The sequence below is a fragment of the Mesorhizobium sp. B3-2-1 genome, from assembly GCF_006439515.1.
In the GTDB taxonomy this organism is placed as follows: Bacteria; Pseudomonadota; Alphaproteobacteria; order Rhizobiales; family Rhizobiaceae; genus Mesorhizobium.
The window spans coordinates 15,760-30,686 of record NZ_VFTI01000005.1; the positions used below are offsets into that span (position 1 = coordinate 15,760).

At 63.5% G+C, this 14,927-nt stretch carries 16 protein-coding genes and 1 riboswitch; of the genes, 1 reads left to right on the plus strand and 15 read right to left on the minus strand.

Annotation, left to right across the window (positions count from 1 at the left end; genetic code table 11):
- Positions 1-33: 33 nt before the first annotated feature.
- From FJW08_RS06590 to FJW08_RS06650, 13 genes are all read right to left on the minus strand, one after another.
- Positions 34-1,101 (minus strand): ABC transporter ATP-binding protein, encoded by a 1,068-nt coding sequence (locus tag FJW08_RS06590; protein WP_140763410.1) that lies wholly within the window; start codon positions 1,099-1,101, stop codon positions 34-36.
- Positions 1,101-1,889 carry an ABC transporter permease gene (locus FJW08_RS06595; RefSeq protein WP_140763526.1) on the minus strand — a complete coding sequence of 263 codons (789 nt, stop codon included), beginning with the start codon at positions 1,887-1,889 and terminating at the stop codon, positions 1,101-1,103. The genes FJW08_RS06590 and FJW08_RS06595 overlap by 1 nt, the downstream gene beginning before the upstream one ends.
- The gene (locus FJW08_RS06600; protein WP_140809784.1) at positions 1,889-2,752 is read right to left on the minus strand and encodes an ABC transporter permease; all 864 of its coding nucleotides are present in this window, start codon (positions 2,750-2,752) and stop codon (positions 1,889-1,891) included. The genes FJW08_RS06595 and FJW08_RS06600 overlap by 1 nt, the downstream gene beginning before the upstream one ends.
- Positions 2,753-2,816: 64 nt before the next feature.
- A complete protein-coding gene (locus FJW08_RS06605) occupies positions 2,817-3,878 on the minus strand; it encodes an ABC transporter substrate-binding protein (RefSeq protein ID WP_140809786.1) in 1,062 nt (353 codons plus the stop codon).
- Positions 3,879-3,916: 38 nt separating this feature from the next.
- Positions 3,917-4,894, minus strand: a complete 978-nt coding sequence (locus tag FJW08_RS06610; protein WP_140809788.1) for a PfkB family carbohydrate kinase — start codon at positions 4,892-4,894, stop codon at positions 3,917-3,919.
- Positions 4,894-5,943 carry an ADP-ribosylglycohydrolase family protein gene (locus tag FJW08_RS06615; protein ID WP_140809790.1) on the minus strand — a complete coding sequence of 350 codons (1,050 nt, stop codon included), beginning with the start codon at positions 5,941-5,943 and terminating at the stop codon, positions 4,894-4,896. Before FJW08_RS06615 ends, FJW08_RS06610 begins: the two co-directional genes overlap by 1 nt.
- 3 nt (positions 5,944-5,946) lie before the next feature.
- The gene (locus tag FJW08_RS06620; protein WP_140809792.1) at positions 5,947-6,672 is read right to left on the minus strand and encodes a GntR family transcriptional regulator; all 726 of its coding nucleotides are present in this window, start codon (positions 6,670-6,672) and stop codon (positions 5,947-5,949) included.
- 364 nt (positions 6,673-7,036) lie between these two features.
- Positions 7,037-7,201 (minus strand): DUF3309 family protein, encoded by a 165-nt coding sequence (locus tag FJW08_RS06625; protein ID WP_023768317.1) that lies wholly within the window; start codon positions 7,199-7,201, stop codon positions 7,037-7,039.
- Positions 7,202-7,582: 381 nt separating this feature from the next.
- Positions 7,583-8,278, minus strand: coding sequence for an isoprenylcysteine carboxylmethyltransferase family protein (locus FJW08_RS06630; RefSeq protein ID WP_140809794.1), 696 nt, complete (start codon positions 8,276-8,278; stop codon positions 7,583-7,585).
- 187 nt (positions 8,279-8,465) lie between these two features.
- Positions 8,466-9,383, minus strand: coding sequence for an ABC transporter substrate-binding protein (locus tag FJW08_RS06635; protein ID WP_348642652.1), 918 nt, complete (start codon positions 9,381-9,383; stop codon positions 8,466-8,468).
- Positions 9,322-10,242, minus strand: coding sequence for an ABC transporter ATP-binding protein (locus FJW08_RS06640; RefSeq protein WP_348642653.1), 921 nt, complete (start codon positions 10,240-10,242; stop codon positions 9,322-9,324). Before FJW08_RS06640 ends, FJW08_RS06635 begins: the two co-directional genes overlap by 62 nt.
- Complete coding sequence (locus FJW08_RS06645; RefSeq protein ID WP_181182849.1) at positions 10,239-11,042, minus strand: ABC transporter permease; 804 nt, start codon at positions 11,040-11,042, stop codon at positions 10,239-10,241. Before FJW08_RS06645 ends, FJW08_RS06640 begins: the two co-directional genes overlap by 4 nt.
- A gap of 43 nt (positions 11,043-11,085) precedes the next feature.
- Positions 11,086-11,694, minus strand: coding sequence for a YkoF family thiamine/hydroxymethylpyrimidine-binding protein (locus FJW08_RS06650; protein ID WP_140809798.1), 609 nt, complete (start codon positions 11,692-11,694; stop codon positions 11,086-11,088).
- A riboswitch (TPP riboswitch) is annotated at positions 11,685-11,798 on the minus strand. (Overlaps the previous gene by 10 nt.)
- Before the next feature lie 285 nt (positions 11,799-12,083).
- Between FJW08_RS06650 and FJW08_RS06655 the strand changes: the two genes are divergently transcribed.
- Positions 12,084-12,392, plus strand: coding sequence for a hypothetical protein (locus FJW08_RS06655; protein WP_140809800.1), 309 nt, complete (start codon positions 12,084-12,086; stop codon positions 12,390-12,392).
- Positions 12,393-12,570: 178 nt separating this feature from the next.
- Here the strand turns inward: FJW08_RS06655 and msrA are convergent, their stop codons facing one another.
- Positions 12,571-13,089 (minus strand): peptide-methionine (S)-S-oxide reductase MsrA, encoded by a 519-nt coding sequence (gene msrA, locus FJW08_RS06660; RefSeq protein ID WP_140809802.1) that lies wholly within the window; start codon positions 13,087-13,089, stop codon positions 12,571-12,573.
- Positions 13,090-13,265: 176 nt separating this feature from the next.
- Complete coding sequence (locus tag FJW08_RS06665) at positions 13,266-14,834, minus strand: glycosyltransferase family 39 protein (RefSeq protein ID WP_246682234.1); 1,569 nt, start codon at positions 14,832-14,834, stop codon at positions 13,266-13,268.
- Positions 14,835-14,927: the final 93 nt, after the last annotated feature.

A 14,927-nucleotide genomic window follows, 5' to 3' on the forward strand; every position in this document is an offset into this window, starting at 1 on the left:
TCGCCTGCTGTCTGGCAAGAGCCGAAGCAAGGATCAACCCGCCGTGATCAGCACCGTGCTCTCCGGCGACCACCGCAGCACCACATCCTGCCCCTCCGCTAGCCTGTCAGCGCCAGTGTTCTGCACAATGACCTTCAGCGTCTGTCCGGCGCGTTCGACGAAATAGGTGCTGTTGTTGCCGGCGAAGATGCGCTTCGACACCTGCCCCTTGAGCATGTTGGCGTTGGCGGTATCCATGACTCCGGCATCGGTACCAATGCGGATGCGCTCGGGCCGCACGGCGCAGCTTGCCTTAGCGCCGGCGGCAAGCGTTTCGCCTGCCCCCGCTGCGATCGCCGTGCCATCCGCCAGGCGGATGCCATTGCCGGTCGCATCACCGCGAAAGATGTTCGCGTCGCCGAGGAAGGTGGCGGCGAACTCGCTCTTTGGCCGGTCATAGATCTCTTCCGGCGGCCCCTCCTGCACGAGCCTGCCGTCGCGCAATATGCCGATGCGGTCGCTCATCGTCAGCGCTTCTTCCTGGTCGTGGGTGACGAAGATGGTGGTGATGCCGATCTCGCGCTGGATGCGCTTCAATTCGATCTGCATGTCGACGCGCAGCGCCTTGTCGAGCGCGCCGAGCGGCTCATCCAACAAAAGCACGCGCGGCTTGGTGACGATGGCGCGGGCGAGTGCCACGCGCTGGCGCTGGCCGCCGGAGAGCTGGTGCGGACGCCGCCCGCCGAGCTTGCCCAACTGCACGAGGTCGAGCGCACTCTGCACCTCCGTGGCGATCACCGCCTTGCCCTCGCCGCGCACCGACAGGCCGAAGGCGACATTGTCAGCGACGCTCATATTGGGAAACAGCGCATAGTTCTGGAACACCATGCCGATGCGCCGCTTCTCCACTGGCACCCGCTCGACACTCTCGCCGCCGATGGCAATGCGGCCACTGTCGGGAAAGTCGAAGCCGGCGATTTGCCGCAACAGCGTGGTCTTGCCGCTGCCCGACGGCCCAAGCAGCGCATAGAAGCCGCCATCGGCGAAATCGATGGAGACATCGTCCAGCGCCTTGTGCGCGCCAAAGCTGCGCGAGACGTTCGATACCTGCACTCCGGCCATTATTTCTCTCCGCCGAATTTGAAGAACCGCGCCGTCAGCAGCATCAGCGCCATCGACACGACGATGATGATGGTCGAGACCGCATTGATCTCGGGCGTGAAACCCTTGCGGATCGCGGCGTAGATTTCGACCGGCAACGTCGTCTGGCCCGGCGTCGCCAGGAAATAGGAGACGACGAACTGGTCGAACGACACGGCAAAGGCGAACAGCCCGCCGGCAATGACGCCAGGCATGATCCAGGGCAGCGTCACGCGATTGGTCATCTGCCACTGGTTGGCGCCGAGCGAACGAGCCGCCTCTTCCAGTTCAGGTGCAAAAGTCTGCAGCCGGGCCGAGACGACGACGATGACATAGGGCAACGCCAGCGCGACATGGCCGAGCAGGATGGCGAACAGGCCGCGCCCGATGCCGACGCCGAAGAAGAAGATCAGCATCGCCGTGCCGGTGATCAGCCACGGAATGGCGATCGGCGGAAACAGCAGCGCCTGCAGGAATTTCTTGCCGCGAAACTCGTAACGAAAGAGCGCCAGCGACGCCGCCGAGCCGAGCACGGTCGAAATAACAGTGGTGATAACCGCGATCTCGATGCTGTTCCAGGTCGCCGCGATCAGCTGGTCGTTCTGCCACAGCGAGGCGTACCACTCGGTCGTCCATTCGAATGGCAATTGGTAGAAGGGCGAAACATTGAACGACATCAGCGCCATGATGATGATTGGCAAATAGAGGAAGGCGAGCAGCAGCCCGACATAGAGGCGACCCAGCCATTCCAGGATGCGTGTCGTCGCCATCATGCCGCCCTCCGCAGCACGGGCGAAGCGACCCCCAGGATGACCAGCACGACGGCGAGCAGGATGAAGGACAGTGCTGCCCCCAGCGGCCAGTTGAATACGGCGACGAACTGGTCCTCGATGATCGTGCCGTAGAAGGTGCCGGTGCGGCCGCCGAGAATACGCGGCTCCATGAACGAGCCGACCACCGGCACAAAGATGAGCGCCGCGCCCGCCACCAGTCCCGGCAGCGACAGCGGAATGATCACCCGCTTCAGCACCTGCAGCCGAGAAGCGCCGAGCGAGCGCCCGGCCTCGATCAGCGAGTCGTCGATGGCCTGCAGCGTTAGATAGCAGGTCAGCACCATGTAGGGCACGTAGGAGTGCACCAGCCCGATGATGACGGCCGGATAGGAATACATCAGGTCAATGTTGATCTTGAACGGCAGCACCGCGTTGAGCGCGGTGTCGAGAATGCCGCCTTCACGCAGCACCATCGCCCAGGAGAAGATGCGTACCAGCCCGTTCGACCAGAACGGCAGGATCACCAGCAGGAAGATCGCCTCGCGGCTGCGGTCCTTCAGCACCTTGGCCAGCACATAGGCAGCAGGATAGCCGATGACCACGCACCAGAGCGTCACCTCCAGGCCTAGCCGGAGCGAAGCGAGCAGCAGCGTCAGATAGAGGCTTTGCGAAAAGAAGGCCGCATAATTGCCAAGCGTGAAGGCCCATGGCTTTCCCGTCAGCGGCAGGTCGGTCATGAAGGAGAAGAAGACCATGGCCGAGAGCGGCAGGAAGATCGCCACCGTCAGCCAAAGATAGGCCGGCGCCAGCAGCGGCAGCGCCGATCTCAGCCCGCTGCGCGACGCGACCGCACCTGCCATGATACCCACCTCCCCAGGATTGAAGAACCAGCCGGCGCGAACCGCCGGCTGGTCCCGAAGCTCGTTACTTCACGTCGACCTTGAGCTGCTGCCAGAGCGCCAGATAAGCCTTGCGTTGCGCGTCGGTGATCGGCGCCTGGAACTGGATGCGCTTGGCAACCTCGGGATCGCCCATGACCTTGCGGTTGAAGGCATCCTCGGGAAGCGCGTCCACCGCCTTGGTGTTGGCTGACACCGGCGCGCCGACCTTGGTCACCCATTCGACGTAGAATTTCGGGTCGATCATGTAGTTGATGAAAGCCTCCGCACCGGCAACGTTCTTGGAGCCGACGGGAATGGAGAAGGCGTCGAGCCAGGCAACGGCGCCCTCCTGCGGGATGACCAGCGAGACCGGCAGCTTGAAATGCGTCTTGGCGCGGTCGGCCGAACCGCTCCAATAGGTGCCGATGTCGATCTGGTTGGAGGCAACCATCTGGTTCCAGTCGTTCTCCGAGCTCCAGAAGGTCTTGATCTGCGGCATCAGTGAGGTGAGCTTGGTCTTCACCGCATCCATGTTCTTGATGTCGTTGATGTTCTGGCCCGTAGCGATGGCGCCGAACTGAACCGCCTCGACGGCGTCGTCGCGGATGACGACGCGACCCTTATGCGCTGGATTCCACATTTCGGCGATCGAGGTCGGCGGCTTGTCGAAGGATTTTTCGTTGATGGCAAGCGCTGTCAACCCCCACACCCACGGCACGCCATAGACCTTGCCGTCATGGTCAAGCATCGGCGAACTTGCCTTGTCCTTGCTGATATCGGCATAGTTCGGCAGCTTGGAGGTATCGATCGGCTGGATCAGCTTTTCCGCCATCGCCTGGTCGTTGAAGGCGGCATTGATCATGACGACGTCATAGAGGCCGGGATTGGTCCGGATCTTGGTCAGCATTTCCTGTTCGGAATTGAAGAAGTCGTTGACGACCTTGTTACCGGTCGCCTTCTCGAAAGCAGCGATGGCCCACGGCTCGTCCGCGCCGTAGCCTTTCCAGTTGAGCACATGCACCTCGTCGGCCTTGGCGGCGAAAGCGAGTGCGGAGGTGAAGACGGCGGTCGCCGTCAAGAGAGCAGTCAAGTCGGGCATGCGCATGGTTCGTTCCTCTCTGTGTTTGCCGCTTTCCGGGCTTGTCAGGCTGTCTGATGGGCCTTCCGTGTCTGGCCTGGCGCGCCGGTCGAAGCGGCCTGGCTCAGGAAAGTCTGGATTTCCGCGTCGGCCGGTGCCGATGAGCCGCCGTGGCGTGTCACCGAAATGGCCGCCGCCGCGTTGGCATAGGCCGCGGCATCGAAGGGAGGCACGCCACGCGCCAACGCGCTGACGAAGGCGCCGATATGCGTATCGCCGGCGCCATTGGTATCGACGGCCGCCACCTTGAAGCCGGCTATGGTCCGTGCAGTGCCGTCGGCCAGCCGGACGAGGCATCCGCCTGCGCCAGCTCGGATGACCACGCCATCGGCCTTCGCGCAATGATCCGTCAGAAGCCGCGAGGCGAGAGCCTCGGCGTCGCCGGTGCCGGCAATCTCGGCCGCCTCCGTCGTGTTGCAGCTCAGCCAGGTCGTGCGGGCAAGCACACGATCGAGAATGGCACGTGGGATGTCCGCAATAACCGGCGTCGGATCGAAGACGAAGGGAACAGCTGCCGGCAACGCCTCGATCCATCCGGTCAGCGCATCGCGGCTCCCGGGATAGCTCAGCGTGTAGCCTGACGTGAACACCCAGTCGTCAGACCCGATCGCCACCGGCGCCATCAGATCGAGGCTGAGAGCGCTCTCGGCGCCTGGCCACGAGACGAAGGTGCGTTCGGCATCGCTCGATATCATGACGACGCAATTGCCGCTGTCCATCAGAGGCGACGGCGGCGTCAGCGTCTCGATGCCTTCGGCGGCGAAGGCGGCACGCAGGAAGTCGCCATTCAAGCCGCTGCCGAGCTGGCCGCCAAACACCACCTTCATACCGGTGCGGGCCGCTGCGGCCATCATGTTGAAGCCGCCGCCGGCGACCTGCGCATAGCTCGACGCCGTCTTCTCGCTGCCGGGCGCCGGCAAGGCGTCGATGCGGTAGACATAGTCGACCACCGCGCTGCCGATATGGACGAGACGCCCGCTCATCATGCCGCATCCTTGCCGGAACCGGCGTTGCCGACGCGACCGTTCGACATCCGCGCCGCGACAAGATCGGTGGCCAGCGCCCGAACCTGCGCCATGTCGATGCCCTTGAGATCGGCGATCCGATCCTGCGGCAGATGCGAAAAGCCGGTGCAGGCGCCGGCCATACCGGCCGCGATGGCGCCGATCGTGTCGGTGTCGCCGCCAAGATTGGCGCTGATGATTGCCGCCTGCCATGGATCGCCGTCGGCGACTTGCAGCACGGCGAAGGCAGCCGGTACCGATTCCTGGCTGGCGACGCCGGTGCCAACCAGATCGACAATCAACCGGGTCGCGTCCCTCTTCACCTTGCCGCGCACCAGATCCTGCGCCCAGGCGATGCGCGCGGCTATGTCGCCACCGGTCACCCAATGGCCTAGCGTCGCGGCTCGCCGCGCCGCCGCGACCGCGCTGTCGGAGGCCGCGCGCCAGTCGCCACCGGCGACGCCGCGGCTGACAGCGGCCGCGACGGCGGCGGCCGACGCAATCGCGATCGACGTGTTATGCGTCGCCCGGCAGGTCTCGGCCACCTTGGCGACGAACGCATCGAGCGGCTCCAGCGACATCATGATGCCGACCGGCGCGATACGCATGGCCGCGCCATTGGTGTCGCCGCTACGCCCCCCCTCTTCCGCCGGCACGCCATTGTTGATGGCATCAATGGCGCGCTTGGTCGATGGCCCCAGGAGATCGTAGCTGCCGCGCGCCTTGACCTCACGCTCCCAGTCGAGCAGCGCGTTGACCCAACGCGCATGGTCGAAGCGATCGCCGGATTCAATGAGGATGCGGCCAAGCAGCAATGCCTGTTCGGTATCGTCGGTGATGCTGCCGGCCAGCAGCCCCTTCGACACCGGATGGTCGGCGAAAGGCGTCACGAAATCCTCGACATGGCCGTAGAGTTCGGCAATACGGACCGGCGACAGAAGCTGCGTCGGCATGCCGAGTGCGTCGCCCAGCGCGCCGCCGACAAGCGCACCCATTGCGCGATTCATCTCAAACTCGTTGTCCGACATCGCTCAGAATCTCATATGCAGCGCGAAATGCGCGGGGTTGAGCAGGCTGGTGACATATTCGATCGGCCGCTCGTCGGCCGCACGCGTCAGCCGGCGGCCGCGCAAGAACGGCGTGCCTTGCGGACAGCCGAGGATGGCGGCGTCATCGGCATTCAGCTTCTCGATGTCGACCCACTCCTCGCCATGGTCCGGTACCAGCCCCGCCCCGCGCAGCGTCTGGTGCAGCGACCCCTCGCGCAGGCCACGCAGCGGCACGTCCTCCAGTTCGGGCGACAGCGGCAGGCGGCTGCGTTCGATGGAGATGGCGTGACCGTCACTGGCATTGGTGCGCACCCGGTCGACGGCGATGAAGAACGGGCTTTCGACGCCCAGCAAGGTCGCCAGTTCGGCGTCCTCGATGACCTCCAGCCGCAGCGTCCGGGTTTCGGCATTGGCGCCCGCATTGGCCAGCGCTCGCGACCAGCCGATGGCGTCATCGACCGGCTTGCCATCAAAAGTGACGAAGGAGCCGATTCCGCCCTTGGTGGTGATCAGCCCGCGACTGGAGAGCTCCTCGAGACCCTTGCGGACGGTATTCCGGCTGACGGAAAAGCGCTGGACGAGCTCGTTCTCGCTCTGCAGCCTGTCACCGAAACCAAGAACGCCGGAGCGTATCTCGTGCTCGAGAACGGTCGCGATCTGCTCGGGCTTGCCCGTGCCGGGAGACAGTTGAACCGCGCGCCGCTTCATATACGTACCTGTTCAGTGAACCTGTATAATCCTGTTCAATATCTTGCTATGTGAACTCTGTCAACGATCGGCGCCCACGGACGCTTCACCGCAAGTCGCCCCGCGTCCGCCCGGCGGCGACCCGGCACTTCGAGGCAATCGCTTTGCTAAAAAGAAAGCCCGCTCCGGGGACACCGGGGCGGGCCTTGGAGGAGAATGAAGGGGTGGGACCCTCTCCTCTTGTTTCCACGGGGGGTGTGGACCGCAATCACCATACGCGAGTCCCGCGGAATGCCGGATCACAAGCCGGCTTCTTGCATCACGATTCGGTGCCCGGCGACGTGAGCGTGGTCACGCGATTGCGATTGCCGCCGTGATCGAACTGCTAAATGCGTCCCAGAACCACAAGGATGATGACGATGAGCAACACAAGTCCGAGACCGCCACCACCATAATAACCGGTTCCATAGAACGGGCCGCCGCCGAGACCGCTGAAGCCGCCTAGCAGCGCGAGGATTAGAATAATGATAAGTATCGTTCCAAGACCCATGGCCTTCCCTGCTCCTGAATGCGCGCTCTCGCGCGGGTTCAACATCGCGCCATTTCGGATGTTGCAAAGGTATGAACGTTTTAGGGAGGCTGGCGTTCCGCCGGACCATCGCGGCTACGGAACGCTGAGGGCGCAACGCGGAAAGCCGCCTGGACGGCGGGCTTTCCGACCGGCCGAAGGCCAGGAGAGTGCGGTCAAAGCCCCTCGGCTGGTTCCGCGGCCTGCTTCAGCCTCAGCGGCGTGAAATTTGCGGGAATCTCGCTATTGTCTGCATGCAATCCTGTCCGGATTCCCGTTGACCAACCTCAAACCGCGTCAGTGCGATCCGTTGGCCTATCCCAGAAAAATTGGATTGGCGGCAGTGCCTTGGCGATCTTGCTCTCAGAAGACCCGGTAGCACAACCTGTAGCGCACGCGTTCCATGTAGGCGCGATACTCCGGCACGGCGGCCAACAGCGCCTCCTCGCGCAAGATGCGGTAAAGCTGGAGATAGGTGATCACCGCATAGACCGCGAGATTGTGGAAGGAAAAGGCCGACAGGAGGTAGAGCACATGGCCGGCGAGGTAGCCGGCATAGATCGGATGCCGCACCAGCCGATAGGCACCGCCCGTCATCACACCGCGATTGGCGGGCAGGATCGCAAAAGAGCGCCCCAGCGAGATCTTGCCCCAGATAACGAACAACAGTGCGATGACCTGTAACGGCGCGGCGACGTAAAGGGGGACGAGTGCGATGCCTGGTTGGAGGCTGATCAACGCAACGCCAAAACTGGCCGTCACCGAAACGATGACCGTAAGCGGATTCCAGTCACGCGTCACCGGACGCCGCGACAGAAGCAGCCAGGTGAAGGTGAGTATCTCGGAAATCGCCACCAGCGCGGCATTGAGCCGAGTCGGATCCTCGACAAGCTGATAGACGCCGCGATAGACGAACAGCCCCGCGCACAGCAGCGCACAGGCGCGAAAGAAGCCTTCGCGCAGGTCGAGCAGAATCTCGTGCTTGCGCGCCACGGACAAAAGCCTGTTGTCAGCCGCACGCGAAAGTGTGTCACTTTTTGACATGAGCAAGGCAAGCATCCCGATGATCCCTCGGGGCGACCTTCGCACGCAACCATTGCCGGGCCGTTAACTGGGAAGATCGGATCGGCATCAAACAGGATCGAAGGTGAAGGCCGTACCCGCGGTTTGTCGGGCTGCGACCTGGCCACATCCTCGCGTCCGGCGTCGGACGATACGACCTTTTTCGCGGTTTCCGCGTCGGTGCCTATCTGAGGTACTCGTTGCTGAAATATCCCGCGAAATCCGGACGTTGCGCGACAATCTTGCCATCGGCGTCGTGCAGGATGCCGGCGGCGAAGAGATAGGAGCCGATCGCTTCCATCTTGGCCGGATTCATGATGCCGATGGCACCGTCTTGTCCGCGCAGATAGTGCCCCTCGATCAGTGTCTTCAACGAGGCATGGATCAACGCCGGATTGGTCAGGGCGTCCTTGTTGGCCGCGATCAGCAGCGTGGCGGCTTCCTCTGGATGATCGACCGCCAACTGATAGCCGCGCCGCGTTGCCTGGATGAAGGACGACGCCAGTTCTGGGTTTGCCTTGAGATACGCTTCGCTCGAAGAGATGAGCGTCGTGTGCTCGTCGGGGACGCCATAGTCGGCGTAGACGAAGCTGCGCTGCTTGACCCCTTTGAGTTCGGCTTCGACGCCCTCCCAGGTCGATACTTCGAGCGTGAAGTCGACCGAACCGTTGGCCAGCGCCTCGTAGGCGGAAGTGCCGAGCGTCACCGTCTCGAAACCGCCCTTGCCGCCATCGTGGCGGATGATGGTCGAGATCAGCGCGTTCTCCCAGGCACTGCCGAAACCGCCATAGGTTAGGCCATCCAGATCCTTCGGGCTTTTGATCGCACTGCGCGCCGCATTGAACACCAGCCGACCCGTTTCGGACTGCACCACGGCATAGACGGCCTTCAAGTCGGCGCCGGCGGTCTTCTGGGTGAACAGGCTAATGGTGCCGTTGATGCCGAAATCGGCGACGCGGTTGGCGACAAGCGTGCCGGCTCCGGTGTCGCTGTAGGGCACAATATCGACCTCCAGGCCGGCCTCGCGATAAAACCCCTTGTCACGCGCGACGAACAGCCCGATGTGGTTGGTGTTGACCGTCCAGTCGAGGGCGACGGTCACCTTCCGCGTTGCCGCGAAAGAGCGGCTCGATCCGGTGATCAGCGGTACGCTGCCGGCAAGTGTGAGCAGCAGAGCTTGCCTGCGCGTCAAGTCTGTCATGATCATGTCCTTTGGATGGCTGGAGGTTGAGCAAAATATCGAGGATCTCGGCCTCGAGTGCCCCGGCCTGCCGTGTGGCAGCGCTGGTTGGATCGCGCGGGCGCGGCAGTGGCACCTTGATCTCGCGCACGACACGGGCCGGCCGCGCGGACAGCACATAGATGCGGTCGGATAGGAACACGGCTTCGCGTACATCATGGGTGATCAGCAACGCCGTCCAGCGATGATGCCGCCACATCTGTTCGAGCCAGCGCTGCATGGCCGCGCGGGTCAGTGCATCGAGCGCGCCGAACGGCTCGTCGAGCAGCAACATGTCGCGTTCCTGCACCACGGTACGCAGCAGCGCCGCGCGCTGGCGCATGCCGCCCGAAAGCTGCGCCGGGAAATGCCGCTCGAAGCCGGCAAGCCCGAACTCGGCAAACAGCGGCGCGACCCGCGTCCGCGCCGCCTTGCGGCTGACGCCTTGCACCTCGAGCCCAAGCGTCGTGTTGTCGAGGATGCGCCGCCACGGCATCAGCGCGTCGCGCTGCGGCATGAAGGCGAAATGCCTGCCATGATCGTCGAGCGGCGCGCCGTCGAAGAACATCCCACCCTCGCCATGCTCGGCACCGGTCAGAAGCTGGAACAGCGTCGACTTGCCGGCACCCGAGGGCCCAAGGATGGAGACGAATTCGCCGGCATCCACGCGCAGCGAAATGTCGGCGAGCACTTCGAGCCCGCCAAAGGCCTTGCGCATGTGCCGCAATTCGAGCCGGCTCATGCTTGCGGGCCTTTTCCAGCGGCTCGTTCCCAGGGCATGGCAAGACGCTGCAGCAGCACCGTCAGCCCGAACAGGACGAGGGTGAGCGCTGCGCTGACGCCAACGGCGGCGAGCACCAGGTCGGGACGGAAATTGTTCTTGGCGTTGAGCATGTAGATGCCCAGCCCCTTGGCCGCGCCCGCATATTCGGCGAAGATGGCGCCGACGACGGCGTAGGTGATGGAAATCCTGAGGCCAGCGAAGAAATAAGGCAGCGCCGAAGGCAACCGTGCCAGCATGAAGACCCGCCAGCGCCCTGCTCCCATGGCGCGCAGCATCTGCCCGATCTCGACCTCGGTAGCCTCGTAGCCCTGCACCAGGGCCACCAGCATCGGGAAGAAGGTGACCAGCGCCACCAGCATGATCTTGGGCATCAGCCCGAAACCGAACCACAGCACCACCAATGGCGCGATGGCGACCAGCGGCAAGGTCTGGCTGACGATGAACACGGGAAACAGCGCGCGCCGCAAAGGCTGGAAGAAGTCGACCAGCATCGATAGCGCGAAGGCGGTACTGAGCGAACAGGCAAAACCGATCAGCGTGGCGCGGATGGTGGGAACGGCGTTGTCGAGCAGCGCGTCACGATTGAGCACCGCCTGTTCGAAGACGCGCGAGGGCGGCGGCAGAACCGTCGGCTTGATGCCGGAATGGTTTGCGTAGAGTTCCCACGCCACGAACACCAGACCGATCGATATCACGGCCGGCGCTGCCTGGGCGAAGGAGCCCGCGAGGTGACGCGGGTTGAATGACGATGAAACCACGAGAGAATGACCTTGACGGCGCTCGCGCGTCGGCGCGAGCGGTTCAGACGGCAGCGGGACTGTTGGCCGAAACCGTGACGTCGAGGGTTACGTGACCTGCGCCTGGCCCGAAGCGGCAGAAGGCTTCATCGAGCGCCGAGAAGATCGCTCCGGCATCGCCGCGCAACTTGGTGCAGAAATTCTTGGAGCGATCGTAGACGCCGGACTGCTTCAGGAAATCGATGCAGCCATAAATCTCGTCCATGTGGTCGTCCGTGCCCATCACATACAGCGAGAACTGCGCCGCCGCTGGCTGGCCGGTGGCGGGCGCACCGCGCACGGCGGCAATGGCGGCTTGCTTGCGCGGGCCGAGTGGCCCGGCAGGTCCGCCGAACGTGTCGGAGCGGCAGATCGGATCGTCCGGCTCACCTGGGCAGCCACGCGAAATGGTGGCCGACAGCACGCAATGCTTGCCGCTGCCGGACGCAGCCACGAAAAGGTCGCGCAGCGCCGGGAACAACACCTCGGGGGGGCCGACCAGCAGGGTCGAGATATCGTCGGTCTCGATCCTGAGCCTGTCGCGATACGGATCGAGCGCGCCGAGCGCGCCCAGGATGACGCCGACAAAATCGTCGGCCATGGGATATAGGGAAACCTGTGCGCCTGAAAACATCGCCCGCCTCGCTCCGCTGGTATTACCCAGATCAGCTTCTAGGGTCTGTGGGCTTGCCGCCCCCGTCTCAGCCCCGACCGTACGGAGCACCCCTGTGGATGGCGGCGTTAAAGCACCATTCGATCGGTTGGGAAAGCTATTTTTTCAGCAAGCTGCGACAAAAGCATTGCGCCAGCGCAGAGGCAATCGGGTGCCCGCCGGCCCGGAAATCTGTCTGGAACCTTCGCGAGGCCGAGAGGTTGTCCCACCAGTCGCCAGACGCAATCGCAGGAAAAGTGCGAAGCGGTTTTCCTGCCGGAATGCGTCAAAACAAAAAGATAGAGCGGTCAGTTGCTTCCGTGAAGCCTGTGAACCGCTCCCGCGACGAATTCACAGAATGGAGACAAGCCATGCTCACGAAAATCCTCGCGGCTTCGGCCTTCACCATTGCCCTTGCAACATCCGCCATGGCGCAAAGCAATAGCGCGGCCGGCGCGGATGGGTCGGGCGGCAGCGGCAAGTCGGTCACCGTAGACCCAAGTACCCCGGCTTCGCCCAATACAATCGACCCGGGCGCAACCAACAGCATAACCACCATGCCAGGAGACATGAATTCCAACGCGGATCAGAATTGCCCGACCAATCCGCAGGGCGCGCAGACGGATGCCAATGGCAACGCGACTGCGCCGACCGTGAACGACAAGAACTGCGGTAAGTAGTCTCGCGGCATGGAAAGCGCGGACGCAAGTTCCGCGCTTTCCATGCGCATTGGTTTTAGTATCCGTCACGACCGGCCGGCGGCTCGCGCCGATTCGAACTGTCAACCACCGGACAGCCGCGATTGATATGGTCTTGCGGCAATCGGCGGGCGCTTATACCTGCCAACTGCCAAGAAACTCATGAAACTGCCTTTTCGCGGACCGGCAGCTTCCAGCTTGGCCTGACGAAATGGCAGGTGTAGCCATTGGGATATTTCTCCAGATAATCCTGGTGCTCCGCCTCGGCCTCCCAGAACGCGCCGGCCGGCGCGAGTTCGGTGACGACCTTGCCGGGCCACAGGCCGGAGGCATCGACATCGGCGATGGTGTCCTCCGCCACGCGCTTCTGCTCCTCGCTGGTGTAGTAGATTGCCGAGCGATAGCTCATGCCGACATCGTTGCCCTGGCGGTTGCGCGTCGTCGGATCGTGGATCTGGAAGAAGAATTCCAGAAGCTGGCGGAAGCTGATTTTCGCCGGATCGAACGTGATCTCGATGGCTTCGGCATGCGTGCCATGATTGCGATAGGTGGCATTAGGCACGTCGCCGCCGCTGTAGCCGACACGCGTGGCGAGGACGCCCGGGAAGCGCCGGATCAGATCCTGCATACCCCAGAAGCAGCCACCGGCAAGCACTGCACGTTCGCTCGAAGTCGCCATGTAAGGTCTCCTCAAAAGGCAATCCCGGGGAAACTGTAGCGGCTTTCAATCGGGAATTGCGCGACAACAAATTCGGATATTCCCGTAGATGGGCATTGTCGCCTGCTTCGTCCAGAGCGGCCATTCGGTTGCACCCGTGAAAGACGCATCAAAGGGAATGGGTTGCATGACGCCGCTCAGATGCGCGGATGCCGGGTCCGGCTGCTGGCGGCAACCGGCAGATACCGCGGACCAGGCGGAATGGCGGCAAAACTGATCGCCACCGGCGGCGCCGCGCGCGACCAGTTAAAAAGAACGGTCTTGACCGGGATATTGCCCAACCATGCCCGCAGCCATGACGGCACGCCAGGACCCCGCCAAACCATCAGCATGCCATGGTCGCGCAACCGCTGCCTCGAGATCCAGGGTGCGAACCGCATATCGAGGTCGGTGAAGATCGACGGCTTGTCATAGGCATTGAGGCCCGCCAGCATGGCGAGATTGGTGTCGCCACCGACGATGTCGAGCCGGCCAGGCGCCGCCGCGTGCCAGATTGCCTCTGCCTCGTCCGAGACAGACTGCGCCGGCCAGCAGACGGCGTCCATGCGTCCGCGCACATTGCAGTTCGTCCAGCGGATGGCCGCATAGGCGCCCGACATGGTGACGATGCAGATGAACGCGCAGACCGCCAGCCTTCGCATCTCAAGGGCACTGAGCCGGTGGCCGAGGAAGGCGAGCACCACCACGCCGACAAGATTGTACATCGGCGCGCCCCAGGCTTCGCCGGCGCCGGTGAACAATGAGGCGACCATGATCAGCGTCGCCGGGCCAAGCCCCATCCACGTGAGATAGACCAGCGTACCGCGCTCGACGGGCTCTTGCGGAGCAGGCGTGCGCCGCAGCAGCCCTGATATCGCCAGCACTAGGAGGAAGCCGCAGAACCCGGCCAGTTGGACACCGACATAGTAGAGGCGCGCACGGTGTTCGCTCACCCAGGCGTCGCGGTCGGCGAAATAGGTTAGCGGCAGGAAATCCATGCGGTAGAGTGCGACGGCCAGCGGCGCGGCGACCGCGAGAAAAACGGCCAGGCCAAGCCATGGCCAGGGTGTCGCCAGCCGGCTCCGCGCGCGCGGCTCGTAGAGCAGCCAGAGGCCGCCGAAGGCAAGCAGCAGGCCGGTGGAGAACTTGGCGTAGAGCCCGATGCCCGACACCAGTCCGAGCGCCAGCCACCAGCCTGGCCCACCGCCGCGGCCGGCGCGCCACAACAGCCAGCAGATCGCGGCCCAGAACGGCATCTGCGCATAGTCGTGATTGAATTGCGCGGTTGGCCAGCCGAAGAAATAGATCGATGGCATCAAAAGCACGGCAGCCAGCGCGCGGCGTTGTCCGAGTATGTCGCGGGCCAGCAGATAGACCAGGACGAAGGTGGCCGAGATCGTCAGTTGGGCGAGCAGATATTGCGGCCAGCGGAACGATCCGGTCAGAAGATGGCTGGTCTCGAGCAGCCAGCCGGGGAGCTGCGGATGCTTGTAGGTCAAAAGCACCCACTCGCGGCCCCACATGAAACCTTCCACGACATCGCCGGGCGGCGCGGGATCGATGAGTGCTGGCACCACCGTCCAGAACAGGATCTGCATCAGGCACAAAAGCGCCAGCAGATACCAGGGGTGCCGAAGCAGGGCGGACCAGACCGACGACGAATCCAGTTCCACGGCAGGCAGCCCTGCCGGCACCCAACGATCGATGGAGTCGTCGATTCCCGCCATGCGGCGCTTAGACCACATCGCCTGGTTTGCCGAACAGTCCCAACATCAAAGCTTACCAAAAAGTATACTTGCAGGTCATTGCAAGGCCAAGAT

What these genes read in the sequence shown, in the direction of transcription:
- FJW08_RS06665 (WP_246682234.1), bottom strand. Translation starts at nt 14,834, where the DNA reads ATGGCGGGAATCGACGACTCCATCGATCGTTGGGTGCCGGCAGGGCTG.
- FJW08_RS06620 (WP_140809792.1), bottom strand. Translation starts at nt 6,672, where the DNA reads ATGAAGCGGCGCGCGGTTCAACTGTCTCCCGGCACGGGCAAGCCCGAG.
- FJW08_RS06595 (WP_140763526.1), bottom strand. Translation starts at nt 1,889, where the DNA reads ATGGCGACGACACGCATCCTGGAATGGCTGGGTCGCCTCTATGTCGGG.
- msrA (WP_140809802.1), bottom strand. Translation starts at nt 13,089, where the DNA reads ATGGCGACTTCGAGCGAACGTGCAGTGCTTGCCGGTGGCTGCTTCTGG.
- FJW08_RS06625 (WP_023768317.1), bottom strand. Translation starts at nt 7,201, where the DNA reads ATGGGTCTTGGAACGATACTTATCATTATTCTAATCCTCGCGCTGCTA.
- FJW08_RS06610 (WP_140809788.1), bottom strand. Translation starts at nt 4,894, where the DNA reads ATGAGCGGGCGTCTCGTCCATATCGGCAGCGCGGTGGTCGACTATGTC.
- FJW08_RS06650 (WP_140809798.1), bottom strand. Translation starts at nt 11,694, where the DNA reads ATGTTTTCAGGCGCACAGGTTTCCCTATATCCCATGGCCGACGATTTT.
- FJW08_RS06630 (WP_140809794.1), bottom strand. Translation starts at nt 8,278, where the DNA reads ATGCTTGCCTTGCTCATGTCAAAAAGTGACACACTTTCGCGTGCGGCT.
- FJW08_RS06605 (WP_140809786.1), bottom strand. Translation starts at nt 3,878, where the DNA reads ATGCGCATGCCCGACTTGACTGCTCTCTTGACGGCGACCGCCGTCTTC.
- FJW08_RS06590 (WP_140763410.1), bottom strand. Translation starts at nt 1,101, where the DNA reads ATGGCCGGAGTGCAGGTATCGAACGTCTCGCGCAGCTTTGGCGCGCAC.
- FJW08_RS06640 (WP_348642653.1), bottom strand. Translation starts at nt 10,242, where the DNA reads ATGAGCCGGCTCGAATTGCGGCACATGCGCAAGGCCTTTGGCGGGCTC.
- FJW08_RS06600 (WP_140809784.1), bottom strand. Translation starts at nt 2,752, where the DNA reads ATGGCAGGTGCGGTCGCGTCGCGCAGCGGGCTGAGATCGGCGCTGCCG.
- FJW08_RS06655 (WP_140809800.1), top strand. Translation starts at nt 12,084, where the DNA reads ATGCTCACGAAAATCCTCGCGGCTTCGGCCTTCACCATTGCCCTTGCA.
- FJW08_RS06615 (WP_140809790.1), bottom strand. Translation starts at nt 5,943, where the DNA reads ATGTCGGACAACGAGTTTGAGATGAATCGCGCAATGGGTGCGCTTGTC.